The sequence below is a fragment of the Paenibacillus taichungensis genome, from assembly GCF_013359905.1.
Classification (GTDB): domain Bacteria; phylum Bacillota; class Bacilli; order Paenibacillales; family Paenibacillaceae; genus Paenibacillus; species Paenibacillus taichungensis.
The window spans coordinates 342185-368101 of sequence record NZ_JABMCC010000118.1; the positions used below are offsets into that span (position 1 = coordinate 342185).

Annotated in this window: 25 protein-coding genes and 3 tRNA genes; 3 read left to right on the forward strand and 25 right to left on the reverse strand. The window is 46.6% G+C overall.

What is annotated here, in order from left to right; genetic code table 11:
* Positions 1-130: 130 nt before the first annotated feature.
* Both HP548_RS24770 and HP548_RS24775 read right to left on the reverse strand, forming a co-directional pair.
* Positions 131-216 (reverse strand) — tRNA-Leu (locus HP548_RS24770).
* Between the two features lie 237 nt (positions 217-453).
* Complete coding sequence (locus tag HP548_RS24775) at positions 454-903, reverse strand: general stress protein (protein ID WP_163755261.1); 450 nt, start codon at positions 901-903, stop codon at positions 454-456.
* A 208-nt stretch (positions 904-1111) separates the two neighbouring features.
* Between HP548_RS24775 and HP548_RS24780 the strand changes: the two genes are divergently transcribed.
* Positions 1112-1348, forward strand: a complete 237-nt coding sequence (locus HP548_RS24780; RefSeq protein WP_099858489.1) for a hypothetical protein — start codon at positions 1112-1114, stop codon at positions 1346-1348.
* A 177-nt stretch (positions 1349-1525) separates the two neighbouring features.
* On the opposite strand, the gene HP548_RS24785 is transcribed toward HP548_RS24780, so the two are convergent.
* Positions 1526-2008: a NucA/NucB deoxyribonuclease domain-containing protein gene (locus HP548_RS24785; protein ID WP_083678812.1), complete on the reverse strand. Its 483-nt coding sequence runs from the start codon at positions 2006-2008 to the stop codon at positions 1526-1528.
* 107 nt (positions 2009-2115) lie between these two features.
* Positions 2116-3264: a sensor histidine kinase gene (locus HP548_RS24790; RefSeq protein ID WP_163755264.1), complete on the reverse strand. Its 1149-nt coding sequence runs from the start codon at positions 3262-3264 to the stop codon at positions 2116-2118.
* A gap of 298 nt (positions 3265-3562) precedes the next feature.
* On the opposite strand from HP548_RS24790, the gene HP548_RS24795 reads away from it, so the two are divergent.
* Together HP548_RS24795 and HP548_RS24800 are read left to right on the forward strand one after the other, a co-directional pair.
* Positions 3563-3751, forward strand: a complete 189-nt coding sequence (locus HP548_RS24795) for a DUF6199 family natural product biosynthesis protein (RefSeq protein ID WP_053784205.1) — start codon at positions 3563-3565, stop codon at positions 3749-3751.
* A gap of 145 nt (positions 3752-3896) precedes the next feature.
* On the forward strand, positions 3897-5090 hold the full coding sequence (locus HP548_RS24800) for an MFS transporter (RefSeq protein ID WP_175383141.1): 1194 nt from the start codon (positions 3897-3899) through the stop codon (positions 5088-5090).
* An 80-nt stretch (positions 5091-5170) separates the two neighbouring features.
* Here HP548_RS24800 and HP548_RS24805 read toward each other — a convergent pair whose 3' ends face one another.
* The 21 genes from HP548_RS24805 to carA all read right to left on the reverse strand — a co-directional run bounded on the left by HP548_RS24805 (position 5171) and on the right by carA (position 25660).
* A complete protein-coding gene (locus tag HP548_RS24805; protein ID WP_175383142.1) occupies positions 5171-5500 on the reverse strand; it encodes a DUF1904 family protein in 330 nt (109 codons plus the stop codon).
* A 171-nt stretch (positions 5501-5671) separates the two neighbouring features.
* Positions 5672-5794 carry a sporulation protein YjcZ gene (locus HP548_RS24810; protein WP_083678795.1) on the reverse strand — a complete coding sequence of 41 codons (123 nt, stop codon included), beginning with the start codon at positions 5792-5794 and terminating at the stop codon, positions 5672-5674.
* 107 nt (positions 5795-5901) lie between these two features.
* A complete protein-coding gene (locus HP548_RS24815) occupies positions 5902-6585 on the reverse strand; it encodes a hypothetical protein (protein WP_175383143.1) in 684 nt (227 codons plus the stop codon).
* 172 nt (positions 6586-6757) lie between these two features.
* Positions 6758-6928, reverse strand: coding sequence for a hypothetical protein (locus HP548_RS24820; protein ID WP_175383144.1), 171 nt, complete (start codon positions 6926-6928; stop codon positions 6758-6760).
* Between the two features lie 87 nt (positions 6929-7015).
* On the reverse strand, positions 7016-8566 hold the full coding sequence (locus HP548_RS24825) for a tetratricopeptide repeat protein (protein WP_175383145.1): 1551 nt from the start codon (positions 8564-8566) through the stop codon (positions 7016-7018).
* A gap of 239 nt (positions 8567-8805) precedes the next feature.
* Positions 8806-9231 (reverse strand): hypothetical protein, encoded by a 426-nt coding sequence (locus HP548_RS24830; protein WP_076288156.1) that lies wholly within the window; start codon positions 9229-9231, stop codon positions 8806-8808.
* A 221-nt stretch (positions 9232-9452) separates the two neighbouring features.
* Positions 9453-9650 (reverse strand): hypothetical protein, encoded by a 198-nt coding sequence (locus HP548_RS24835; protein ID WP_175383146.1) that lies wholly within the window; start codon positions 9648-9650, stop codon positions 9453-9455.
* Between the two features lie 182 nt (positions 9651-9832).
* The gene (locus tag HP548_RS24840) at positions 9833-11065 is read right to left on the reverse strand and encodes a sialidase family protein (protein WP_076288154.1); all 1233 of its coding nucleotides are present in this window, start codon (positions 11063-11065) and stop codon (positions 9833-9835) included.
* Between the two features lie 23 nt (positions 11066-11088).
* Complete coding sequence (locus HP548_RS24845) at positions 11089-11457, reverse strand: hypothetical protein (protein WP_175383147.1); 369 nt, start codon at positions 11455-11457, stop codon at positions 11089-11091.
* 241 nt (positions 11458-11698) lie between these two features.
* Positions 11699-11772, reverse strand: a tRNA-Ile gene (locus tag HP548_RS24850).
* Between the two features lie 56 nt (positions 11773-11828).
* Positions 11829-11902, reverse strand: a tRNA-Met gene (locus HP548_RS24855).
* Positions 11903-11974: 72 nt separating this feature from the next.
* Positions 11975-12139, reverse strand: a complete 165-nt coding sequence (locus HP548_RS24860) for a hypothetical protein (RefSeq protein ID WP_167666091.1) — start codon at positions 12137-12139, stop codon at positions 11975-11977.
* A 132-nt stretch (positions 12140-12271) separates the two neighbouring features.
* A complete protein-coding gene (locus HP548_RS24865; RefSeq protein ID WP_076288152.1) occupies positions 12272-13726 on the reverse strand; it encodes an ABC transporter substrate-binding protein in 1455 nt (484 codons plus the stop codon).
* 21 nt (positions 13727-13747) lie between these two features.
* Positions 13748-14611, reverse strand: a complete 864-nt coding sequence (locus tag HP548_RS24870; RefSeq protein WP_063567873.1) for an ABC transporter ATP-binding protein — start codon at positions 14609-14611, stop codon at positions 13748-13750.
* Positions 14612-14613: 2 nt separating this feature from the next.
* Positions 14614-17520, reverse strand: coding sequence for an ABC transporter permease (locus tag HP548_RS24875; RefSeq protein ID WP_175383148.1), 2907 nt, complete (start codon positions 17518-17520; stop codon positions 14614-14616).
* Positions 17520-18635, reverse strand: a complete 1116-nt coding sequence (locus tag HP548_RS24880; RefSeq protein ID WP_099858485.1) for an efflux RND transporter periplasmic adaptor subunit — start codon at positions 18633-18635, stop codon at positions 17520-17522. The genes HP548_RS24875 and HP548_RS24880 overlap by 1 nt, the downstream gene beginning before the upstream one ends.
* Entirely contained in the window at positions 18598-19518 is a 921-nt protein-coding gene (locus HP548_RS24885) for an ABC transporter ATP-binding protein (protein ID WP_246318205.1), read from the reverse strand. Before HP548_RS24885 ends, HP548_RS24880 begins: the two co-directional genes overlap by 38 nt.
* A 289-nt stretch (positions 19519-19807) precedes the next feature.
* Positions 19808-20449, reverse strand: a complete 642-nt coding sequence (gene pyrE / locus HP548_RS24890) for an orotate phosphoribosyltransferase (RefSeq protein ID WP_062326374.1) — start codon at positions 20447-20449, stop codon at positions 19808-19810.
* The gene (gene pyrF / locus HP548_RS24895) at positions 20446-21186 is read right to left on the reverse strand and encodes an orotidine-5'-phosphate decarboxylase (RefSeq protein WP_076288148.1); all 741 of its coding nucleotides are present in this window, start codon (positions 21184-21186) and stop codon (positions 20446-20448) included. The genes pyrE and pyrF overlap by 4 nt, the downstream gene beginning before the upstream one ends.
* 111 nt (positions 21187-21297) lie before the next feature.
* Positions 21298-24516, reverse strand: coding sequence for a carbamoyl-phosphate synthase large subunit (gene carB / locus HP548_RS24900; RefSeq protein WP_175383149.1), 3219 nt, complete (start codon positions 24514-24516; stop codon positions 21298-21300).
* 1 nt (position 24517) lies between these two features.
* A complete protein-coding gene (gene carA, locus HP548_RS24905) occupies positions 24518-25660 on the reverse strand; it encodes a glutamine-hydrolyzing carbamoyl-phosphate synthase small subunit (RefSeq protein WP_053784194.1) in 1143 nt (380 codons plus the stop codon).
* Positions 25661-25917: the final 257 nt, after the last annotated feature.

Below are 25917 nucleotides of genomic sequence, written 5' to 3' on the forward strand. Positions count from 1 at the left end.
ATGTATTATCGTTTTTTAATGTTTATGAACTGAATGGTACAGCAGAAAGTGATAAAAATTAAAATTTTCAAACAAAAAAAGATCGCATGAACAACTTGTTTAACAAGTGTCATGCGATCTTTTCTTAGGATGCCGAGGACCGGGATCGAACCGGTACGGTAGTCACCTACCGCAGGATTTTAAGTCCTGTGCGTCTGCCAATTCCGCCACCCCGGCATGGGTATGTATTTCTTGGCGACAAGAAATATCTTACCATGAAATTTATAGCTTTGCAATACCTTAACATAAAATAATCCAAAAAAAATGAAACAGGCACTGCCAGCGTTAGCGAGCAGTGCCTAGAAAGTTCGAGTTGCGGTCCCGAACTTTCTTTAAACCATCTATATTAAGGGAGGTGTGAAATAAGAATACCCCCCTAACATTAAAGAAACCTAAAATCAGGCTTAAATTAAACTAAAAAAGAAGAATAGGTGCAATTCGGGCCGCCTCTTCCTCGCTGCATTCCACAACTACCAGGATATGCCCCTGTACCAGCCAATCTTCATAGTAATTAGCATCCTCTTCGGAGACACCTGCTTCGGTTAAGGTAAGCACCAGATCATCCGTCTCACTTCCAATCTCGTTGCCTGCAAGTTTGCGTACCGCTTTTCCAATAGACATCGTCTGATCCATCCGCTTGCCCAGACCAGCCAGTACCCCTTTAAGCACGCCTAATGCTCCATCTGTTCCTGCACCCTTCAGAGGTAGCGGCAAACCAGTTTTCTCACTTACCATTTCGAGATTGACCTGTTCTTTGGCTACCGCGCCCAAATATTTATCTGCTATGCCTTCCTCTTTCAATTTATTCAGCATGATAATGGCTTCGTGCTCCGTGCGTACAAGTCCGATCAGCAATTGTGTCATTATGCGTCCCCCTCCTTTTACCCTTATATAACCCCTGGCTGCTTCTTCAAAAACGGAAAACATGTAATAAGTCCTTACACCTATGTAAAATATAATTTCTGATCTGGAAATCTATACCTAGTTCTGATAGACTAGATAAAGAAGACAAATTAACCATTGAAATTATTGACATATCGAATTACTATTCCATAACCAGGAGCAATGACATATGAAAAAAGAGGTAGAAATTGCCATTCGGCGCAAACAACAAATTATTGTCCGTAATACAAGTGGGCAAACGGTAACTGGATTTCCGGAACGTACAGCCGATGCTTCCATTCTTTCCTTACGGACCGTCCACGGAAGCCTGTGGATTCCATTCGACGAAGTGGAACAAGTCACTCGTTTGTTAACTATCCGCTCTCATCATTTAAGTGGAATGCAGTTGTGTACGGCTGATCTGTAAACAGAGAACAAGTACTTCATGTATTTATACGTGAACTAGACGTGTTTATTTCGTCATTCATAAAATAAAACCAGACGCATCAACGTCTGGTTTTATTTTGCCTTTTACGGTATGCCACACTCTTTCAAAGCCCCAGGGCATATCTGTATCGATTACTTTCACATTCACAGCGTGTCGTTATTTCACCACAAACTTTACTCGAGTTCCATCCGGATATGTACTTAGTTGGTTTCCCACCCATGAGCCTGCACCACGATTATCTTTGGGACTAATATATTGGATATCCGCACCCGCTCCGCCTTCTGCACACATCGCCATAGGCCATTCATCCCGATCTTTCCCCTTCTTGACCGGAACACCTTTGAGAGATAAATCCCGATTACCTTCAGCTCCACTGCGATCAATGGTGCATACATCCGAATGTCCTGCCTTGATTGCTGTCTTGATATGATTGGCCGTTTCGGGATAGCGCTCGGCCGGGAATGTGATAGTATGATCTACACTCCCCTTGCTTCCCCCAAATTGGGACGGTATGTCCAGAGACCATTCTCCCCCAACCCATGCATAGAGAGCTACCATTAACATGGCCACCAGCGTCAATATCTGTTTTTTAAATCGTTGCCTGCCCTTGCTCTTTCTGCTTCTGCGTCTTTTACTCATGCTGTTTCTCCCCCATTCGACACTTGCATTATACCAGAACGCCAGTTCGCTAAACAATATAAAAAACATAAAAAAACAGCCGACACTTCACGGCTGTTCTGCATAGACTATCCCACGTTAGGAATCGCCTGTTGTCGAAGTAAAGGCAAGGTTACCTCAAACTTCGTTCCTTTTCCCTCGATACTCTCCACCGAAATTTGACCGTCCATCAATTCGAGCAACTCTTTGCAGATGGTGAGTCCAAGTCCGCTGCCGCCAAATTTGCGTGCATGAGAGATGTCTGTCTGCGTGAATGCTTCAAACAATTGATTGATTTTATTGTCCGCAATACCAATTCCGGTGTCTTGTACAGTGAATACCAGAATAACGGTATCTCCTCGCCGCTCCTCAACATCCATCTGTAATTGCACTTCACCTTGTTCCGTGAATTTAATGGCGTTACTGAGCAGGTTATCCAACACTTGTCGGAGACGCAGAGGATCACCCGTGAGTACATCAGGAGTAGTCAGATCCGCATGACAGAGCAAACGAATTTGTTTATTCTGCGCCGCAGGTTCATGCGTTTTAATAATCTGTTGAATCAGCTTCAGCGGCTGAAATTCAATTTGTTCCACTCTCATTTTCCCTCTGCCCAGCTTGGCCATATCAAGACTATTGTTGACAATGTTCAGAAGAGCCTCCCCTGACTGACGCGCAAGCTCCAGGTACTCTTTCTGCTCCTCACTGTTGTCACCCATGCCGACAAGTTCGATCATGCCCATAATCCCGTTCAGCGGTGTGCGAAGTTCATGGTTCAACTTCCCAATGAACTCCAGCTGTCCCCTACTGTTCATTTCTGTCAGCGAAGCTGCCATCCGCAACTGCTGCTCAGCATATTTCCGCTCTGAAATATCGTATTGAATCCCTACAAAAAACAAACATTCCCCTGAATCATCGAAAATAGGATCAATATTCAGTTCATTCCAGAATTTCTGTCCATGCTTCGTATAGTTCAGAATCTCCGTCTTGATTGACTGCTGCTTATTCAACGCTTCGCGGATATGCTGTACGGTTTCCGGGTCCGTATCCGGCCCTTGCAGGAACCGACAATTCTGTCCAATCGACTCTTCTGCACTATATCCGGTTAATTCACTAAAATATTCATTTACATACATTAGCGGAAAATCAGGCAAGGTGGCATCGACTACGGTCACGGAAGATTTAATTTTAGAGATAATAAATTCCCATTGTATAGCGAGTTGATTGTATTTAGTCATGCTTCCTCCTTCATCTCACCAAACTTTGTTGTATTCATACTCCTTATTCAGTTATCGACAACCCGATGGTATGTGATTATATAAAAACAATATAATTAATTGTAACATAGTTATTCAAGTCATGTGTTCCTTGGGTAATATCTGATAAATACATTCACAAATACTTATCATGTCATCAGGAGGGCCACTTATGAAATTTTTATTAATCGTCATTATTATTATTTTGCTTGTTTTCTTTTTCACAAGACGTAAACGTTAATTTTAATCCGGTCATGTAAATGAGGAAGGAAGATCGGGTATGCGAACCCTCTTTTTTATATTCATGACACTTTGTATCATTAATCTGTGCTTCCCGAAATTTGGCTGGTACTTGCGTTATGGCTGGATTTCCCGGGGAGAAGCTGAGCCCAGCAGACCTTATATGGCGATGACCAGAATGACCAGTCTGTTGATGCTGCTTATCGCTTTTACGCTCGTTGTGGCTTGAATTATAGAAACCAGAATGGCAGCTGTCCCTTGGGACAGCTGCTTTTTTTGCTGTTTCAATGACGGGAAAATGACAACTTTGTTTGTGGTGCGTTTGCAACGATCCCCGTAATATATAAATATCGTTGTGGAAAGGACACCTTAGCATGAACATCGCATTTTATCCATATTGGGCTGCCAAAACGCTGCTTTCTCTCATTAATGTTATATATATCATGGTTATCACGACGTTTATTTACGGTCAGACTGGGTCTGTCTTTTACGCTGCGATGTTTCCATTCATTCAAATGTCAGCGCGTATCGTCGCAGGGCTTACTACACCACTGCTTGTGAACCGTTTCGCATTCTCCAAGCTGATTATTAGCATTCCTTTAGCCAAAACTTTGATGATTACCGGAATCGCCATTGCATTTACCGATCTCACTGCACACATTCCTCTCCTGCTTGTGGGAACAGCGATCCTCTCGTTCCTGGATGGATGGGAATCTCCATTAATAAACACATTAACTCCACGATTGGTTCAAGGAGAAGATCTGGTGAAGGCGAATAGTTTTCTCTCGTTCTCTACTCAGACCGTGACGATCATTGGATATGCGATGACAGGATTCATCGTGATGCACTGGGGCGCTTCACAAACATTCTGGGCGGCTACAAGCTTATCCTGGGCTGTCCTGCTGCTAATGATTACGATCAGTTCACTTACCCACGATATTCAGGAGAAAGTCGAGAAATCGACTTCCAGATGGGATGTATTAAGGGAAGGTTGGCTTATTCTTTGGAAAAATCGGTCGTTGCGCCTGATAACGTTCATGGACCTGGTTGAAGGACTTGCTGGCTCCATCTGGATCGGCGCTATCACGCTTGCTTTTGTGAAAGAAGCTTTGGGCCAAGAGGAAGGTTGGTGGGGACTTATCAACTCCAGCTATTCTGCCGGCACCATTCTTGGGGGAATTTTGGCCATTGCCCTGGCCTCTCGTATACAGAAGCACCTGATCTCCAGTATGGCCATAGGTTCTCTTCTCTTCAGCTTGCTGACCATCGCATACGGTTTAAACAGCCTTCCTTGGCTTGCTCTGGTATTGTGTGTGCTTATGGGTCCTGCTTATCAGATCCGCGATATTGCACAGCAAACTGCTTTTCAGAGCAGTGTGCCCGTCGAATTTTTGTCCAAGGTATACGCAGCGCATGGGATTGTTCTATCCACTGCCATGAGCATATCTACGGTAGTCTTCGGTCTGATCGCTGACCAAATGGGGGTTCGGCTGGTGTATTTGATTGGCGGTGCCTTATTCATCATTTCCTCCCTTTGCTCTTTCCGGTTAAATCGAATTAAAGAGTAAATGATTGAATCAAAAAAAGACGAGCACACATCTGCTCGTCTCCGCTGCTTCCGAATATCATCGGAGCAGCCATTTTATTCTCAATCCAATCGGTAATCTGTCAACGGTTTGCCCTGTTTATAATACAACGCTGGTGACAGTATATTGAAGAAAATATGAACATCAGGCAAATCCGCTTCTTCCAAAATAACCTGCATTGAGGAAGCAATCCGATTATGAATCTCCTGATCACGTTGGAACATCAAGATCTCTACTGAAGCCGGAGAAGCAGTAAGGGCTTGTACGTCATGACGTTCTGCCTTCATTCTCTCCCGCGGAATATTGGTAATCAACGCAAATTGCTCCGTGATGCGGGGTACAACTTCCTCCAGTTGGGGTCCTGTGAATCCTTTAAAACGAATAAACGGCATTGCTATCCCTTCAATCTCTATTATTAGTCTCTTATGTGATTTTAAGCACATTGTTTTCGGTTGTCAAATCTCTTTCATCATATCATTTTTTTCATAGAAACGCAGAAAAGCCCCGCTGAAGTCTCAGCGGAGCATACACGTAACCAGGATCTCACTTTGTTCTACAGTGGCTTACAGCCAGAAAGATTTAGTGATGATTACGAGCAGGATGAAGAGTACGAGAATTGCGCTTGTGGAAGTCCATCCGCCAAATCCACCAACATTGCCGCCACAACCGTATCCAACTTGACTCATTTGATTGGCCTCCTTTAAATTTCAAGGTATGCCATAACATATGTCGAGTCGAATAAGAATGACCGGGCTATACGGCAAGCTAACCGGCCCAATCATTGTGTATTCTGTCAGTTGAATGATGCCAAAGGAATGACTTGAATGTTCACATGATTTCCTGATACTTCACGATAGAGGTCTGCAGTATTTTGCTTCTCCAGGACAATCAAACGAGTACGCGTATCGTTTCTGGACGCCAAGACCACTTGACCATCCGGGGCAATGCAATAGGCGATTGGTATTGAAATTTCACTGTCACGATATGAACCGTCCGCATGGCTGATCCCCATAACAATGCAATGATTTTGTATCGCCATCCGCCGTGCTTCTTCAATCCACTCAGTATACTGCTCTTCACTGAACATCCCCACACCAATGGAATGCATAATGATATCCACTCTGCCAATATTCTCATTGCGAAATCCTTGCAGCACCAGTTCGTCACATAACAATGTGCTTATGGTCCAGTCCTGTTCCTTAACGACCTCAGCAGCGGTATACTTAGCTTTCTCCAATACAGTCTCCCCAGCTTTGTTAATGATGATCGCACGGTCCTTGGGACGTTCATCCAACCTGCGATGACCTGACACAATCATCGTTCCATATACAGCCGCCAGACGTCTAGCCTCTTCCACATTCTGATTCAAGTAGCCCTCAGGAAAGAGTAACACATCCACTTCTGGATGTTGTTTCAATTCCGCCTCCAGCTGCAGCAATTGTTGTTCCAACCTGGGTTGTCCAATAATAATCTTCAACGTTTATCCCCCATTCATGAAAAAAACCGGTTCATACCTGTATCAGGTACGAAACCGGCTTAAAGGCTGCTGTACAGGCAGGATTCCTGCTCATCACACTTCGCTTCAAGAGTAATTGTCTTTGGAATAACGCTAATCTAACAATTACTTTTACAGTTTAAATGATATGTAGTTAGGAGTTTCTGTGTTCAATTCTATCATAAATCTCCTGCCCGTCATAACCTCGATCTGTAGCTATATCTTTCGCAAAAAGTACCATATCGCCAGCCGCAGCTGAATTCGTGCCCAACGCTCCCACAACCGCCGCAAGTGGATAAAGCAAAATGGTCAGAACCTTCTTCATGTACTCATCTCCTCTTCCGTATACAGGAAATTTTTGTGTGATCATCCTAATAATACGATGAAGAGAAGTAAGTTTCAATCTTTATAGTCATTCGAAGCTTTTCAGCAAATCCATTGCCTCTTCATGATCAGGTTCCAAAGCCAGTACTTTCCGCGTGTAAGCCAGTGTTTCTTCTTCCAGTTCAAGTTCATAACAACACACGGCCAAGTCGTACAGCACCGCTGAGTCTTGTTTACTTGAATCAGCACCTAACGACAGCTCCAGAAATCGCTTGGCGTCCTCATACATGTACATCCCATATAACAACTGACCTGCAAGGAACGCTACATCTCCTAGCCGCTCCATTACATAATATGAAGACCACATGATGTGAATCCCAGACTGAATATCAAGCATTTCCTCGTCGCTTGCATCCGGTAGAAGGTTCGAAATTCGGTTGGCACTATGAATCAAAAACTCAGCATCATATCCGCCCAGACGCCAGAATGGTATAATCTGCTTCAGTTCCATTCGCTCTACCTGATGATCCATCCATTCTTTCATACTAAAGAAATCATCGGGTCCAAAACGTTCAACAAATCGGTGATACGCCAACCGTGTGTTCACGTACCCTAACGGTTCGTCCACCATCAACATACATCCAACGTTCAGATCCTTATAATGATGTGTTGTAAAGCGAGTGTGGGCTCCTTGCCCTTCCAATACATATTGAATGGCATGATAATTCGCCGTTAAAGAAAAACTCCCATGAAGTACGAATTCAGGCGGCTCGGCAAACTTCCAGTTGTCCAGTCGATGGTCCCCTTTGTCCGCAGTAATCAACACATATCCCGACTCTGATAACTTGTTTAATCGTTCGAGACAGGACAGACCGATTGCCGGGAACATAATGTGCGAATCCTCCAACTCTTCCTTGTACAGAGCGATAAGCCCTTGATAGGGATAGTCTTCTGCACTGTACTCAGGTGCACGGCGGTATTCATAACTCAGTATCATGTTTTGCAGTAACTCGGCAGGCTCCGAATGAAGAGGAGATTTTGGAGATTGGACCAGTACGTCACACTCATATATCTCACCCTCACCGACATAAATTAATTCCTGTGGAATGCTGTCAAAAAAGTAATTGGCAATCAACAGCAAAGGTTGCTTCAGATCGCCTGGTCGAATAACTGTATCCGCCACTACCAGATCCAACTCAGTGTCCTGTATCGCGTCAAAACGTGCAAAATCCAGTATTCCTTGGTCAATAAAGGATTGCATAGACGGATGCTCTCTCCAGCCCAATACATTATCTTCGACCAGATCGGTCATTACATATCGAAAAGCAGGCAGCTCCACGCCTGCAAAATCTTTCAACTCTGTCAGTTTGAGCAGAATTTGGTAAGCCAAGCGGCCTACGCCCGCTCCAAGTTCCAGAATGATCACCGTCTCAGCCGTCTTTCCTTTGTTGGCGAGATCTTGAAGAAAACCAAAAATCATCTCTGCATACGCCGTTGCAATCATGGGGTTACTCGTAATATATTGCGGAACCTGATTCTCGGTCCAAGCGTGCAGTCCTTTCTGTTCATAGTATGCCCGCTGCCAGTCCCATACCGGAGCTTCACTGAAGCGGAATCGTTGTCCTTCGTTTTGCATCATTGGTTGAAAACCTGCTTTCCATTCATAATTTCATCGACTTTTTGGACTTACAATCCCATGCACTCATAGACCGTTCCCTTAATCTCTAACGCATTATATCATAAACGATGCCTGATCCAATGAAGTGCTAAACCGCACTCCTGTAAAATAGAAAAAACCTACCTTTCTCAAGGTAGGCCATATTCGTTAATACATTTATGCTTCATTTATAACGAACTGTTGGCAAGGGCGCTCAAAGTTTAGTCCGAATACAAGACTCCATCAAAGTTCTCTGGACCTACACGAATCGTACCCAGCAAGTTAGAGCTGACGAATGCAGTGTACGTCAATTGAGGTGTGACTGGTGGATTGAAATCATCCGCAGAGAACGTAATGATCTGAGGAGCCAGAATGCTCAAGCTGAACGTAGACGTTGCAGAATAGATGACAGGGTCCGTTGCCAAGGTTCCTCTGACAATCGTTATCGTTATTCCAACGAGGGCCAAGGGAAGTTGAACTGAAACGGTTCCTTTGAATTGCACCCTCGGATTAGCACCAATACCCGCGCTAGTTACAAGTCCAATCTGGCCAAATAATTGTGGCGTATTAGTAACAAGAATCGGTATTGCAATGGAGTTCGCCAAACTAGCATTCTGGGACGTTCTCGCATCAATAAATTGGCTCATGAAATCTACCTCCTATTGTTTGGAATATGATAGTATATGTGAGATTTCCTATATGGCATGGACAGACACTGATATTCTGAAAAAAAGGCACACTAAAAGGACACTGCCCGTATTGCTACGGCAGTGCCTCTATCGTTTATCTTTCAAATTTTGCAAATTAGCGACTTCATTCTGATTGAATATACTATCTTCATTTTTGGATATTCGTCATTTTAGAATAACTATTCAAGTTTATGCTCGTTTTTCTCCAATTTCTTTTTTAATAATCGAATCTCTTGTTTCAAACCTGAGATTTCCTCTCTTAAACCAGATCTTTTTATTGCCATAGAAAACACAGCATATAAAATCAGACCAACCAAACCAATGAAAATAAATATAGTTAAAATCCCTACAAAACTGACAGCACTAGCACCATTCATAACTTTAAGTTGTCACCACCTTTACAACATATATTTTAACAATGATACCATATATTTATGGTATCAGTTTCGTTTGCAAGTTCGTTCACATGAGCCTGTCAAAGAAAGCTCCGTAGCATTGTGCCAACAGAGCTTTCTTACCGTTGTTTATTTGAAATATTCTCATCATAACTTGGAATTCATCAACTTCCAAAATAAACGTCCAATTTTCCAGTGGGCGGTGTGGTTGCCATCCAAACTGCTGCCAAATTATCGGGAGCATACGTTGTAGCGGTGATATAATCACCAATTAATACTGTAGGTGTAGAGGAATTGCCATTAGGATTAAATGAAGTCGTCGTGAGTCTGCGATTTGCGAAGGTTGCTCCTCCGTCAAACGATTCAGCCACAAACACATCTAAAAGAAACCCGTCAATTTGATTGGAATAATAAATAACCCTTACAGTTCCTGTGAATGGCGATACGGTGATGGAGGGGAAGAAATTTTGTGACCCAGCAGGTGCTCCGGTAATGCTAACGGGATCTGACCATAGAAGCCCATCCGGTGAACTGCATAGAAAAATGTCGGTGTATCCATTCCGCGCATCATTCCAGGTTGCATAGACCGTCCCACTAAAGGTTCCATTGGATATGTCAGCTCCCAAGCCCAGGTTCGTCTGAACTCGAAAAGCATAATTCGTGACAGGTAAGGGAGATGGTGCAGGCACAACAGAAGCGATCAACGTGGATTGTTGTTGAATAGGTGGCTGAAACGTAGCCCCTCCATCGTACGAGATGCGAAGTAAAGCGTACGGACTGTCCGGACCCGTAGTAATATATCCTGCATATACCTCACCTGTAAAACCTATAGCTATAGCACTTCTATCATGAAAACCTCTCGGGCTTGAAATTCGGCTTGGAGTCTGCCACGTTGTACCCTGATCTAATGATCTCTGCAAAAAAATGGACGATGCCAAGGTAGCGAGAGGTGTGTACCCCACATACGCGTTGCCCCGATAAGGACTTCCAGGTGTTCGATCCACTGCAATATACGGTTCATCATTATGAACGATAAGACCATATCCCCTGTTCACAAACACGGGAGGAGTCCAAGTCACCCCATCATCTAGGGACGTGTAACTAATAATTGTACCGTCATTATCACCGTTAAATATATGGACTGTCACTATGAACGTACTCGGAAATGTGTAATCAATGGTTGGTGCTTCGGCGCCAGCATATCCGGCAGGTTGCTGCAAAATTGTCGTTGTCCATGTCTGCCCAGTATCAATTGAACGGTAAAACCCAATGAGCGTAGGGCCTGTACTTGTATCTACTGCAACCGCACACATGATATTGGGAAGCAATTCGTTGGTAGCAATAGAAGGTTCGAACTGATTTCCACCAAGTGCTCCTGTAATATTTACAACGGGCAAACCACTCACCTCCAATTCGTAAGTTAAGGAATATTCGTAAATCGGTCAACCCATATCATTTCAGACTGTAAAACGCGTTGAATAATCTCACCCATAGAATCAATGCCGTACACATGAATGATCGTACTCGTAGCACTAAAGTAGTCCGCTTGGACTTCATAAAAAGCTGCACCATTCAGCGCATAAATCAAGGTCCGAGAAGCTTGGGGTCCTAATTGAAATAAATCGTGCCCAATTGGAATTCTGGCATTCTGAGTAGTGTCCCACTTAAACGCTTCAATCTCGATATTCACAGGAATATTAAGTGAATCATTTAAACAAGTTACAAGAATCTGAGTAGCCATACTTGCACCTGTTGGTGAATTGTAAATCAATCCTGTAGAGTTTGGCAATCGAACCATCCCTCCTCTTTGAACCGCAAATTAACTACACTATTTGTACGCGCCTATCATTTAAAGTAGTACCGGTTCTTTGTTAAAGGAGAACACAACAAAAAAGCCTTGATAAAACAGCAAAGAATGATGATGATGATCACCATCGGGCTTTTGCAGGCTTGTTCCAGGCTCAGTTAGTATTTATTTTGAGTTTGTAACAATAGAAAAAAACCCTTGCTACGCAAGGGTTTTGAGAGAATGGGCCCTACAGGACTCGAACCTGTGACCAATCGGTTATGAGCCGACCGCTCTAACCAACTGAGCTAAGGGCCCTGAACAAAAATGTATAACGTTCAGATGATGGCTGTGAATCATCCAGTAAAACTAAATTGCGGGGGCAGGATTTGAACCTGCGGCCTTCGGGTTATGAGCCCGACGAGCTACCGGGCTGCTCCACCCCGCGTCAGTAAGAAATATTAAAACAGCGACTTAATTAATATACACCATACCCACCCATTAAGTCAAGGGGTAATGTTTAGGGGATAAAGCGCACGCCATATCTTCCCTTTTTTGAACGATATACTTCCACTTCAGCCGGCTCGTTATGGCCATAAATCCACCCATCCTGCTCCATCCGTTTTGCAAGACACCCTGCCTGAAATTTGGTTGCATACAATTTGCTGAAATATACCCAGTGCATTCCACTCGTCCTTTCTTGAAGTCATCATTTATCCCTGCTTTTGTAGAATACCCCAATTCCATAAAAATAGCCGCCGAAGATATAAATCTCCAGCGGCTGCATCTATGATTTTATTACAAGATCATCTAACTTTTATTGAAACGTGGCTTTAGGGTTCTTTTTCAATTTCTCCAGCATCTCGTTCCCTTTGGCTGCCCATTCACCAAGCGCTTCTTTTGGTGTTTTTTTGTTCGCAAGAACTTGATTGAAGTATTCCATACCCTTATCACTTACTTGCCACAGGTTCGGCATTTTTTGATACATTTTATCCAAGTTCGTATTAGTCGGAGGTACAGGTTTCAATGTATAGAATGCCTGAATGTTGTAATCCAAACCATCCTTCGGTTTAATGAAGCTTTTCCGAGAAACCATCTCGTAACTGCTGCGCGCTTTGATCTTCGCCCAATCTTCACTGTTCATATACTTGATCAATTCCCACGCATCATCAGGGTTCTGAGCTGAACTATTAATGGCCATAAGGTTGCTCAGATAAATATTGCCTCCAATTTCAGGAGCCTCCGGATGCACTGGAGGAGTGACAACATCCCAGTCTACCTTCGTAAAACCTTTCATTTTATCCGCATTTTTATTGGCATCAATCAATTGATTAATGTAACTGTAATCTCCAATCACCATGGCTGTTTTGCTACTCAGGAACAGATCACCCTGAAGCGGATTATAACGTCCACTCTCATCCTGATTATCCTGCGGTTCGTCTCCTTTAGGGATGACTTTATCTAAGGCGAGTTTGCTTATCGTGCTCCATACTTTCTCCCACTGAGGAGAATCTACAGTCATTTTCTCCGCTTTGTCATCAAAAATTTTCAGCTGCAAAGAGTTATAATACTGCGACATCGTATAGTATGGAGAACCGCCTTGATAGGTACTGAAAGAGAAACCAAATACATGGTCTTTTCCTTCACCTTTGGTAAGGCGTGTACCCAAGTTGAAAATATCATCCCAAGTCATGTTATCCGTTGGAGGCTCAACGCCTGCTTTTTCAAACATACCCTTGTTATAGAACAAAGCTGAAGAGGAAAACGTTGGCGTCAAAGCGTAGATGCTCTGATCTCCCAAATCCTTGATTCCTTCGAGAACACTTGGCACAATATCCGTAGTATCAAACTTGTCTTCCTGCATCAGTGGGTCCAGTTGTTTCACCATGTTTTCCTGAATTAACGACTTGACTGTCGCCGTATCAGCCACGATGACGTCTACCGGGTTATCTCCTGTCATAATCTTCTTCAAGCTTTCCATCGTATCCGGAATGTCCTGCTGTTCTTCCTGGTTACCATACCCATACATGCTGCCCTGATCTACCGCTGGTACAACTTCAATCGTTATATTTGGATGTGTCAGTTCAAAAGCATCGGTAAACTGCTGACGGAAATAACTGTCATCCTGCCCCCCCCATAACGTCGCTACACGCAGTACACGCTGCTCGTTATCCTTGGACTCACTCGCTGTACAACCCGCAAGCAGCGGCAAAGCCAGACTGGCTGTAGCCAGCACGGCTAGCACCCGTTTTCCCCAAAACCTGTTCTTCATCTCCCAATTCCCCCTCTAAAATTATCTTGGCGGTGTAATGACAATACGTTCACCGTCAAATTCCAATGTGGCACGATTATCAATGGACAGCGCCTCCAGATACTCCTTGGGCACCTGAAGACGTCCCGCCCGGTCAATAATGACAAAAGCTTCATGAATATCCGGGGCTCCAGCCTCCGATAAGCCATGTTCGTCATCCAGATTCGGATTGCGTTTCACAAACTCGGTGCTAGTCAAACCGTCCCGAATCGCCACGATGCGGTCCACCTTACCAGCAAGGGTTAGATCATGAGTAACAATTACAATCGTGACCCCGAGCTCCTTGTTCATTTTGCGAAAAATGCCCATGATGGTATCACATGTCTCTGAATCCACCGAACCTGTTGGCTCATCGGCAAGCAGCAGCTTGGGGCGATTCGATAGCGAGATGGCAATTGCCACCCGCTGCTGCTCCCCACCGGATAATTGATGCAGCTTGTTGTGCATGCGATCCTTCAGTCCAACCCACTCCAGCAGCTGCATGGCATAGGCGCGATCTCTCTTGCCTCCCAAAATCATGGGCGTTTCCACGTTTTCCAGTGCTGTAAGGTATGGCAGCAGGTTACGGCCGTTATTTTGCCAAATGAACCCTACGGTGTGACGTTTGTACTCCACCAATTGGGCATCTGTCATTTTCAGCAAATCCCAATCCCCGACAACGGCTGTACCAGCTGTTGGACGATCAAGTCCACCCAGAATGTTGAGCAATGTGGATTTACCACTACCACTGTTACCGATAATGGCCATCATTTCACCTTGATTGACAGTCAGATTGAGACCTTGAAGGGCAACGACTTCCACATCGCTGGATTTAAAAATTTTGACAAGTCCTTCGCATTGGATCACGTTTACCTCTCCTCTCCCATTTTGACTGCCTGGTGAACACGCAGCCTGCGGATTTGCCACAGCAGCATCGTTGCTCCAATGATCAGCATGACCACGGTCACGCCGTACAGTTGCAACATATCTTTCTCTTCAAATACAATTCGGAACGGAGGTACCTGTGCGGACACATTATCTGTCGTTTGCAGGAAGGGCAGGAACAGACGGCTGGATACCTGACCAATGCCAATACCAAGAATGATGGACAGACCTGCCGTGAACACCTGCTCCAGCAGCAACATACCGCTCAATTGCGCCCTGGATAACCCCATCGCCCGCAGGACACCGAACTGTACTACACGCCCGGATAGATTGAAGAACCAGTACAGAATGTATCCGATTAGGGAAATAATCACCGACACAAGGAATCCGAGACTCAATATGCCGAACACTCCACCCCTTGATGGATGTTTGCCCTGGGATACCAGCTCTGTACGCACATCGCGTACAGACGATAACTCAATGCCTTCAGCTGCAAGTTTCTCCATCAAAGGAGCGACTTTGGCATCCGGCTCCATCTTAAGCCAGACCTCATATGGAATCAGAGGCACCTGATCATAGATGTAATCCAGATTGGCAATGAAAAACGGCATCTGATCCGGATACTGGGCAGGCCAGTAAGGTATAATGCCAAAGACCACAAATTCAATCGCCTGGCCCTGTACACCAATGGAGACGAGGTCTCCGGTTTTGAGCTTGAATTTGTCTGCAAATTTGGAAGAGATCAATACGGCCCCTTCATATTTTCCAAGCAAGTCAAGGTACTTATAAGGATGAGCCGGGAACAGATCGTTGCGGAACCACGCCACTTGGGCAAAATCCACATTGTCGATCCCCACCAGCATTCCCTGTCCACCTGATTTGCCAGAGACAATAATATTGCCTTTCGTTTGCAGCACTCTCGCTGCATGTTCGACACCATTCAGGCTGCGGAACACTTCAAAAGGTGGCTCGGAATAGATCATCTTCGTGGGTTGTGAAGTACCACCGCCCCCACCTGTTCCACCTCCACCACCGTTACCGCCGCCTCCAGAACCACCACTACCGTTTCCTCCACCCTGTCCACCGCCTGAACCTCCGTTTTGTCCGGAACCCGTTGGCTTAACCTCAGGTGTGCCTTCCCATACCGTCTGCATAATAACATCCGAACCATAGCGATATAATGTGCGCTCGGTTGAGTTCAGATCAATGGTACGAGCCGCCGCCGAGTTATACACACCGAGTCCGAGTGTCAATACAAGCAGGATCATCAAGGGATAATAAGAAGATGATGAACGCGAAAGTTGCGTCAGTGTCAGATACAGTGGAACCGGGAGAAACTTACGCCCGATCAGCTGTATCAGCTTCAAAATCCACGGGAACAACCGTAAGAAGAACAGTCCCAGTGCAAAGATCGCGAGTGCCGGTACAAAGAACAGAAACGGCTGCACCTGAAGCTGATCTGTCGTCATTCCGGTCTGGAACGTCAACATTTGCCGTTCATAGAACAAGTAGTATCCATATCCTGCGAGCCCCAACAGCGCGATATCCAGGAACCAGCGCTGCCATACCGGCGCACGATCTGTACGTGCTTGCCGACGCTTAGCCGATACAATCGTGGCCCGCGCATAGGTTACTGCCGGAATGAGCGAGGCTATGATTGCCACTAACACGGCGATAAGGCCAAGCAGGATGGCTTCCTTTGATATTCCAATTGGAATGGATTTCCGATCCACGAACGACAGGAATCCGCTCGCTGAACCGATGCTTTTCGCCATAAACCATCCAAGAAACGGGCCGATGACAAGAGCAATCGCTCCCAGGAATATACCTTCAAGCAGATAAAGAGAGAAGATCTGCCGGGCAGAAGCTCCGCGACTGCGAAGAACCGCGATGTCACTTTCCTGCTTTTGTAGTGACTGTCTAGCATTCATGGCTATAAAATAAAAGACCATCGCAATCATCGGTGCTGCCAATGTGAACAGCATGGTCTGCAATTGCAGACTCTGACTGCGGAATTGTTTCAGCAGATCCCCGAAGGTGATGTCCACTTTCGTATCCTTCAACCGCTGATACAGATCGATATCCAGCCTTTCCAGCACAGAGGTCAATCCCGAGAGCTGGCTCGTTTGAATCTCTTTCAGATCAAATGCATAATACCAACGTGAATTCTGAAGAGGGATCCCTTTTTCCTTTAGCAAAACATTATTAAATACCGATTCATCCACATATAGTCCATTCATCATACCGTCAAATCCCTGTACCCAATACGGGCTGCTAGGATCATCGGCTTTGAAAGAACCTATAATCTTCACACGCAACGTAATATCGAGACCGCTGTAAATCGGATATTCCAGAACATCTCCGATATGCAGATCGTTACGATACATACCCTCTTCGAGCATAACCGCTTCAATCGTATCGTCCTTGACCTGGTTGCCCGGCTTCACTCCCGCAGAATAATTAACCTGTGCATCCAGGCCTGTCATCGTACCCAGACTCATGCTGCGGACCCGGCTGGCATCCACTTTCGTCGGGTCTTCCGGGTTCACTTCCGTGCTGCGGATGGAACGGGAGTTCACATACGTATGAAAAGGAAATCCGATGTCACGAGGCACATCCTCACGAATATATCGATCCACCTCTTCCAGACCACGTGTGTCTGTCTTCACACCACCAGGTGCCTGGTAACTCATGAGCAACGAGCCGGCTGGCAGTCCCTCACTGTTATCCTGCAGCGTCTGGGCCACGACCCGCTTCAGCGCACCATCGGCATACATTGGAATACTAACGGTGAACGCTACCGCCACAATCAGTCCGATCAGTGTGCTGAACGTCATCCAGCGAGTGTTCCACATTTTGCGGAACAACAGTCGAAGCAATGGCAGCCCCATTAGCGGCCCACTACTTTCTGTCCAACGGTCAGACCTTTCAGAATCTCCACATCCGTGGATGTCTGCTGCCCGACTTCTACGTCCACTTCACGCTTGCTTCCATCACTCTCCACCACTTGCACGTACGTTCTTGAACCGATGGAGCGCAGAGCGGATACAGGAATGACAATCGCGTTCTCTGTACGCTGCGTGACAATTGACACCGTTAGAGGTGTACCGCGTTCAACACCCTTCGGCATTTTCGCCAGTGAGACGATCACATATTGATCCAGGCTTTCTTTTGCTGGAGGCGTTCCGCCTTCCCCTGAACCTCCGCCGGTACCACTTCCACTTCCCGATGCTTGGGCAACAGGCATCACTTTGACTTTGCCAGCCACTTTGCCTGCGCCATTAATGTCCACATCCGCCTTCATGCCAGCCGAGAACTTTTCCAGATCTTCCTTGGCAAACGTAGCTGCGACAACCAGGTTGGATGTATCTGCTATGGTCGCAATCGGGTCATAAGCTTTGACAGCCGCGCCCTTCTCCACCTGTACAGCAATGATTGTTCCACCGAATGGAGCGGTCAAAGTGGCTTTACCCAACTGATCCTCCAGATCGGCGAGTTCCTGACGTAGCTCTTCAAAGGCAATCGTGGACTCTTCGAACTCTACCGGGTCCATCTCATCCCGTTTGCGAAGTGTTTCCTTCATTTGCACTTCCGATTTGCGAATCTGAAGGTTTTTGGCCCGGATTTCCTTCTCCACACTCTCTACATCAAGAACAGCGAGAAGTTGACCTTTTTTCACTTTATCCCCTGGTTTTACATTCAACTCTTTGATATGCATACCGTCCAGCGTAAAATACACCTTTTCCTCCCGCTGGCTCATCATCTTGCCGCTTCCGCTTACTTTCTTCTCCAGCGTCTCCGTCCGAACTTCATATTCCGGCTTCTTGGAGATCGTTGGCGGTGTAATCGGCGGAAGTACTTCTTCCTCTGTCTCAGCCGGCAGCAAAGAGCAGCCGGACATCGTTGCAGCCACTATCGCACTAAGCACAATAAGCGCTGCGCGTTTCCCCCTCTTCGGAGCGGCCCCTTTACTTGATAAATCTGCCGTCCGCCATTTCATAAACATGGTCCGCAACCTCCAAAATCGTAGGATCGTGTGTAGTCATACAGATCGTTACTTGTTCAACTTCAATAATATTGCGAAATACAGCCATAACCTGTGCTCCCATTTTGGAATCGAGTTCAGCTGTCGGCTCATCCGCGAGCAATAATCTCGGTCTGTGGGCTATCGCCTTGGCGATGGCCACCCGCTGCTGCTCTCCCCCGGACATCTCGAATGGACGGTGCTTGACCCGTTTGGTTAGTCCGACCAGATCCAAACAATGACCTACCCTGTCCTTCCATTCCGAACGCGGCACGTCCGCCATGCGCAGCGACAGCTCTACATTTTCCCAGGCAGACAACAAAGGCATAAGTGCATACGCCTGAAAAATAAAACCAATTTCTCTGCGCCGCAAAGCGGTCCGCCGCCGGTCGCCCCAATCCTGAAGAGGCTGGCCGGAGAACAGAATATCTCCACTTGATGGCTGATCCAGCCCACCCAACATATTGAGTAGCGTCGTTTTCCCTGAACCTGACCGCCCTTTCAACATCACCAGCTGTTGCGGGTTCACTTCCATATCGATGCCTTTGAGCACATGAATAATACGGCTACCCGTCTGGAAACTGCGATGAACATTGCGAACCTCTAGCACAGGTCCGTCATATGGAGGCAACAGATCCTTCTTGGAGGACTTGGACTTCACTTCAGGTTCAGCTGCTGCAACCGCAACTTCCTCCTGGCTTGTTTCACTGGTTATGTCGTGCGGATCGATGGATGTATTCTGCGGTTCACTTATGTATGCCGATTCCTCCTGCCCGACTGGTTCCCTATGCTCCGTTTGTCCGACTGCACTGTCCTCGCCTGACTGGCTCTTGGCAGGTCTGATTTTGGAAAATAAATTCTTCATGCCAGCAATCACGCTCATCCTTTCTTCATATCCCGTTCACTTCATCAAGACACTAAAAATAGAAATCTATTCCATACTACACTGCATTATAAACGACGGATCACAACTAAAAGTTACAAGCTTTTTACAACGTTCCCGTGAAAAAGTTAATATTTTGATGAACAAACGAAAAAAGCACCCCAACGAGCGGGATGCCTCTTGAATATTCGATGAATTTGCCTCTATGGCGGCAATCATTACAATTTTGATACCGTTCACAAGCAAACCTTTCAATCCGGTGTGAATGATATTATTTACCAAATGAAGAAGGATCTTCACGCCAGGATTTGAGCAGTTCAAAATCACTTTCCTGGATTGTACCCTCAGCCAAAGCTACATCCATCAGAGCTGTGTAATTGGACAGAGTTTGCAGCGGAATTCCCGCTTCTTCAAAAGCCTTAATGCCTTTGTCCAGCTGATAGCTGAAAATCGCCAGTACTGCCAGTGGAGTGGCCCCAGCTACACGTACTGCTTCAGCGGCCTTGATTGAACTGCCACCTGTCGAGATCAGGTCTTCAATGACAACAACCTTCTGCCCCTCAGTGATCAGACCTTCAATCAGGTTCTCTTTGCCATGTCCTTTGGCTTTATCGCGAATGTAAGCCATCGGCAGATTCAGCTTTTGCGCCACCCAGGCAGCATGTGGGATACCCGCAGTTGCAGTACCTGCGATGACTTCTGCATCGGGGTATTGATCACGAATGATCGCAGCAAAAGCTTCAGCGATGTCGTTACGAATCTCGGGATAAGACATCGTTAGACGATTATCACAATAGATTGGTGATTTGATGCCGGATGTCCAGGTGAATGGCTGCTGCGGACGCAGCGCCACCGCTTTAATTTTCAACAGTTGGGAAGCAATATGGTTAGGAATCTCAGTAAGTTCGATCATGCGTTCAACATCTCCTTCAAAATGGTTTCTGCCGCTTCACGCGGATTGGGAGCGCCCGTAATTGGTCTGCCTACAACAATGTAATGGCTGCCTCTGACAATGGCTTCACCTGGCGTCAGGACACGAGTCTGGTCTCCGAGTCCACTTCCTGCTGGACGAATGCCTGGTGTGACCGTGTGAAAATCACTGCCACAGGCTGCGCGGATCGCCGGTACTTCCAGCGGGGAAGCAACGACGCCATCGAGACCTGCCTCATGGGCCAGTCCTGCATAACGGACTACTGCTGCCTCAACGCTGCCCTGGATGCCGATCTCGGTATTCATCGTTTCCTGACTGGTACTGGTCAGCTGGGTAACCGCAATAATCTCAGGTCTGCGAAGAGAAGGATCAGCAGCCAGAGCCGCCTCTGCACCTTCACGGGCAGCACGCATCATGCTTGTACCTCCAGCTGCATGCACATTGAACATATCCACTCCCAGACGGGTGATACTTTCAGCACCCCCACGAACCGTGTTGGGAATATCATGCATCTTCACATCAAGGAATACCGAGTACCCCTTCGACTTCAGCTCGCGAATGAAGTCCGGGCCAGCGGCGTAAAAGAGCTGCATGCCCACCTTCAGATAGCAGGGAATGCCTTCTAAAGCTTGTACCAATTCCTGTGCTTGCTCTGCTCCGGGATAATCGAGTGCCACCATCAGACGGCCAGCCATTTCGTTGAAATTCGGGTGATTCATATTCCAGCGCTCCTTCCAAAAGCTTGATTTTTCCGTTTTTGCCCGATATAAAGGACATCCCGCCAGCCCGAAGGCTGACTGATGTCCTTGATCAGTGACAAATCGTCTTATTTATTGTACAAGAGCCGGCATAGCCTCAGAGGAGAAGTTGATCGTTTGCAGCATGATCAACAGGGCACGGATCGTATCCAGTGAAGTCATACATACAATGCCGTTCTCTACCGCCTCACGACGAATACGGAATCCGTCACGCTGCGGGGTTTTGCCTTTGGTCAGCGTGTTGAACACAAAGTTTGCTTCGCCGCTGCGAATCATATCGAGAATATTCGGCGAACCTTCACTTAATTTATTTACCGTCGTCACCGGAATGTTCGCTGCTTCAAGCGCAGCTGCCGTACCTCCGGTAGCCATGATTTTGTATCCCAGTCTATAGAAACCTTCAAGCAGTGGAACAGCTTCCTCTTTGTCTTTGTCGGCTACCGTTACCACGATTGCTCCGGTAGCTGGGATCTTCATGCCTGCACCGATGAGACCTTTGAACAACGCTTTAGCGTAATTCGGGTCACGACCCATAACCTCACCTGTGGATTTCATCTCAGGTCCAAGCGTTGGTTCCACACGACGCAGCTTCGCGAAGGAGAAGACCGGAACTTTTACGGAAACATGATCCGATTCAGGCCACAGACCGTCCACATATCCGAGGTCTTTCAGCTTCACGCCCAGAATGGCTTGTGTTGCCAAGTTCGCCATCGGAATGTTGGTTACTTTGCTCAGGAAAGGTACTGTACGGGATGAACGCGGGTTCACCTCGATGATGTAGACTTCACCCTTATGGATAACAAACTGGATGTTAACCAAACCGATCGTTTTCAGTTCTTTTGCAATCTTGATTGTAATCTCTACAATTTTCTCTTTGAGATCCTGGGACAGGTGCTGTGGCGGATAAACCGCGATGGAGTCGCCGGAGTGAACCCCTGCGCGCTCGATATGCTCCATGATCCCCGGAATCAATACCGTTTCACCATCACAGATCGCGTCAACCTCAACCTCTTTACCCATCATGTAACGGTCGATCAGGACCGGATGCTCCGGATTGATTTTAACCGCCTGCTCCATATATGTCAGCAATTCTGCATCGGAGTACACAATCTCCATCGCACGACCGCCGAGTACATAGGAAGGACGAACCAGTACCGGGTAGCCCAGACTTTGAGCCGTTTCAACCGCATCATCTACCGAAATGACTGTTTTCCCTTTTGGTTGTGCAATTTCCAGACGGGAGAGCAAACGCTCGAACTTCTTGCGATCCTCTGCCTCATCAATGTTTTCCAGATCTGTTCCGAGAATCGTTACACCAGCGGCACGCAGTGGTGCTGCCAGGTTGATTGCCGTTTGGCCACCAAACTGTACGATAACACCTACAGGCTGTTCCTGTTCGATAACGTTCATTACATCTTCGAAGAACAGGGGTTCAAAGTACAAGCGATCCGATGTATTAAAGTCCGTAGACACGGTCTCCGGGTTGTTATTGATGATAACTGCTTCATAGCCTGCTTTTTGCAGAGCCCATACTGCGTGTACTGTTGAGTAGTCAAACTCAATCCCTTGACCGATCCGGATTGGACCGGAACCAAGCACAACTACTTTTTTCTTATCTGAAGGAATGACTTCATTCTCAATTTCGTAAGTAGAGTAGTAATATGGCGTTGTTGCTTCAAATTCAGCTGCACATGTATCTACCATTTTGTAGACTGGACGAAGGTTTTCCTCTTCACGACGTGCTCTGACTTCAGCTTCTTTCGTTAGCGTACCTCCTGGTTGACCTTCAGCCCGCAGCTCAGCAATGGCACGGTCTGTGAAACCAAGACGCTTCGCTTGATATAAGGTTTCGGAGGACAATTCGGATTCCTCACGAATGCGATCTTCGAAGCGGATCAGCCCTTCGAGTTTATCCAGGAACCACCAGTCAATCTTCGTCAGATCTTGAAGCTGTTGCAATGTATACCCTCTGCGGAATGCTTCAGCGATCAGGAAGATACGCTCATCGTCAGCTTTGACCAGACGCTCGTTCAGCGTTTCTTCATCAAGGGTTTCGGCATCTTTCAGATACAGACGGTGTACGCCGATTTCCAGGGAACGAACAGCTTTATGAATTGACTCTTCGAATGTACGGCCAATCGCCATAACTTCGCCTGTCGCTTTCATCTGTGTACCCAGTTTGCGGTTCGCTGAGATAAACTTGTCAAACGGCCAGCGTGGGATTTTGCTCACGATATAGTCCAGTGTTGGCTCAAAGCATGCATATGTTTGGCCCGTTACCGGATTCACGATTTCGTCCAGTGTGTAACCCATGGCAATTTTGGCAGCCATCTTAGCAATTGGATATCCCGTTGCTTTGGAAGCTAGTGCCGAAGAACGGCTTACCCGTGGGTTAACTTCGATAACATAGTATTGGAAGCTGTGCGGATCAAGCGCAAACTGTACGTTACATCCACCTTCAATGTTGAGGGCACGGATAATTTTCAGGGAAGCTGAGCGCAGCATTTGATATTCACGGTCAGACAACGTCTGGCTTGGTGCTACAACGATACTGTCACCTGTATGAACACCTACCGGGTCAAAGTTTTCCATGTTGCAGACTACGATACAGTTATCGTTTTTGTCCCGCATAACCTCATACTCGACTTCTTTCATGCCTGCGATGCTCTTCTCAACCAGACATTGACCGATCGGGCTATACCGAATACCTGCTACGACTGTCTCACGCAGTTCTTCTTCGTTGGCACAGATTCCGCCGCCTGTTCCGCCAAGCGTGTAAGCTGGACGGACGATGATTGGATAACCAATCTCATTCGCAAAATCAAGTGATTCCTCAAGTGTAGTTACGATTACACTCTCAGGTACAGGCTGTTCCAGCTCGCGCATCAGATCACGGAACAAGTCACGGTCTTCCGCTTTCTCAATGGAAGTGAGCTGAGTTCCGAGTAGTTTAACATTCTCACGTTCAAGCACACCGGCACGTGCCAGTTCCACAGCCATGTTCAGACCTGTTTGACCGCCAAGGGTAGGCAGCAAACCGTCTGGACGTTCCTGACGAATAATTTGCGTTACAAAATCCAGTGTGATTGGCTCGATGTATACTTTGTCAGCCATGTTGGTATCCGTCATAATCGTAGCCGGGTTGCTGTTGATGAGTACAACTTCCACGCCTTCTTCTTTCAGTGCCTGGCATGCTTGTGTACCGGCATAGTCGAACTCGGCCGCTTGACCGATGACGATTGGACCTGAACCAATCACCAGGATTTTTTTGAGATCTTTGTTAATCGGCATGTTATTGTGCTCCTTTCACTGCGGCTGCCAGTACGGCTTGACGCGGCTGTTGCGGGTGAGTAATCTTGTGTTCCCGAATCATCTCGATAAAGCGGTCGAACAGATAGCTGTTATCATATGGTCCTGGCGCTGCTTCCGGGTGGTACTGAACGGAAAACGCCGGGAATGTTTTATGTTTCAGACCTTCGATGGTCTTATCGTTATTGTTGATATGTGTCACTTCAAGCTCCGTATTTTTCACGGATTCTTCGTTTACAGTGTAACCGTGGTTCTGAGATGTGATGAAGCAACGTCCGCTCTCCAGTTCTTTAACCGGGTGGTTTCCGCCACGGTGTCCAAACTTGAGCTTCTCTGTGTCGGCTCCTGCCGCAAGTGCGAACAGTTGGTGACCCAGGCAGATTCCGAAGATCGGATATTCGCCGAGCAGTTCACTGATCATTTTAACCGCGTGAGGAACGTCTTTCGGGTCCCCAGGGCCGTTGGACAGCTGGATGCCATCCGGGTTCATGCGGCGGATTTCGTCCGCTGTTACATCATGCGGAACTACGACAACGTCACAGTTACGTTTGCTGAGTTCACGCAAAATACCTGTTTTTGCACCGTAGTCAACCAATACAATGCGTTCAGCCGTTCCCGGGCTGTTGTAAACATGTTGAGTAGAAGTCATAGGAACCTGGTTACGCAGCTCAGCGATGCTGGTGTCTCCCATCATCTCCAGCAACTCTTCCACAGGTTTCGATCCTGTTGTGAGAATTCCTTTCATTGTGCCGTGGTGACGAATCCGGCGAGTCAGCATCCGTGTATCAATCTCGCTGATCCCAACGATGCCATACTCTTTAAGCAAATCGTCTACGCTGTATTCCGCACGCCAGTTACTTGGTGTCGGCTCATGACGGCGTACCACAAAACCATGTACGAACGGACGAATCGACTCGAAGTCGTCACGCGTAATGCCGTAGTTACCAATCAGTGGGTACGTCATGGTTACGATTTGACCGCAATAAGAAGGATCCGAAAGCACCTCTTGATAGCCTGTAATTCCCGTATTAAAAACGACCTCACCTGTTGTTTCACCTTCAGCACCGAATGCTTTCCCGGTGAACAGTGTGCCGTCTTCCAACAATAATCTTGCCTGTGCCTGCATCCCATTTCACTCCTCTGTGTTTATCAAAGTTGAATACTTTGAGTTGAACTGGGAGACGTTACGTTTGGTGCGGCTTCGTGGGCAGAAAACCCTTTGATCGCTGTTATCCCCGGTTTACTTTGATCCCATTCTTCAAATGGAGTAATCCGGTGATAAAGGCGAACGCTTTGCTTCTTCGGGTTCTTTCTGCCCACTCCGCAGTTACGTTCGTGTCCAAGTTCAAAAATCATTATTCAACTTTTCTTTGTTTCGTATGT

Coding starts and splice junctions, on each gene's coding strand:
- HP548_RS24775 (WP_163755261.1), bottom strand. CDS start 903: ATGACACAATTGCTGATCGGACTTGTACGCACGGAGCACGAAGCCATT.
- HP548_RS24780 (WP_099858489.1), top strand. CDS start 1,112: ATGAAAAAAGAGGTAGAAATTGCCATTCGGCGCAAACAACAAATTATT.
- HP548_RS24785 (WP_083678812.1), bottom strand. CDS start 2,008: ATGAGTAAAAGACGCAGAAGCAGAAAGAGCAAGGGCAGGCAACGATTT.
- HP548_RS24790 (WP_163755264.1), bottom strand. CDS start 3,264: ATGACTAAATACAATCAACTCGCTATACAATGGGAATTTATTATCTCT.
- HP548_RS24795 (WP_053784205.1), top strand. CDS start 3,563: ATGCGAACCCTCTTTTTTATATTCATGACACTTTGTATCATTAATCTG.
- HP548_RS24800 (WP_175383141.1), top strand. CDS start 3,897: ATGAACATCGCATTTTATCCATATTGGGCTGCCAAAACGCTGCTTTCT.
- HP548_RS24805 (WP_175383142.1), bottom strand. CDS start 5,500: ATGCCGTTTATTCGTTTTAAAGGATTCACAGGACCCCAACTGGAGGAA.
- HP548_RS24810 (WP_083678795.1), bottom strand. CDS start 5,794: ATGAGTCAAGTTGGATACGGTTGTGGCGGCAATGTTGGTGGATTTGGC.
- HP548_RS24820 (WP_175383144.1), bottom strand. CDS start 6,928: ATGAAGAAGGTTCTGACCATTTTGCTTTATCCACTTGCGGCGGTTGTG.
- HP548_RS24825 (WP_175383145.1), bottom strand. CDS start 8,566: ATGATGCAAAACGAAGGACAACGATTCCGCTTCAGTGAAGCTCCGGTA.
- HP548_RS24830 (WP_076288156.1), bottom strand. CDS start 9,231: ATGAGCCAATTTATTGATGCGAGAACGTCCCAGAATGCTAGTTTGGCG.
- HP548_RS24835 (WP_175383146.1), bottom strand. CDS start 9,650: ATGAATGGTGCTAGTGCTGTCAGTTTTGTAGGGATTTTAACTATATTT.
- HP548_RS24860 (WP_167666091.1), bottom strand. CDS start 12,139: ATGCACTGGGTATATTTCAGCAAATTGTATGCAACCAAATTTCAGGCA.
- HP548_RS24865 (WP_076288152.1), bottom strand. CDS start 13,726: ATGAAGAACAGGTTTTGGGGAAAACGGGTGCTAGCCGTGCTGGCTACA.
- HP548_RS24875 (WP_175383148.1), bottom strand. CDS start 17,520: ATGGGGCTGCCATTGCTTCGACTGTTGTTCCGCAAAATGTGGAACACT.
- HP548_RS24880 (WP_099858485.1), bottom strand. CDS start 18,635: ATGTTTATGAAATGGCGGACGGCAGATTTATCAAGTAAAGGGGCCGCT.
- HP548_RS24885 (WP_246318205.1), bottom strand. CDS start 19,518: ATGAAGAATTTATTTTCCAAAATCAGACCTGCCAAGAGCCAGTCAGGC.
- pyrE (WP_062326374.1), bottom strand. CDS start 20,449: ATGATCGAACTTACTGAGATTCCTAACCATATTGCTTCCCAACTGTTG.
- pyrF (WP_076288148.1), bottom strand. CDS start 21,186: ATGAATCACCCGAATTTCAACGAAATGGCTGGCCGTCTGATGGTGGCA.
- carB (WP_175383149.1), bottom strand. CDS start 24,516: ATGCCGATTAACAAAGATCTCAAAAAAATCCTGGTGATTGGTTCAGGT.
- carA (WP_053784194.1), bottom strand. CDS start 25,660: ATGCAGGCACAGGCAAGATTATTGTTGGAAGACGGCACACTGTTCACC.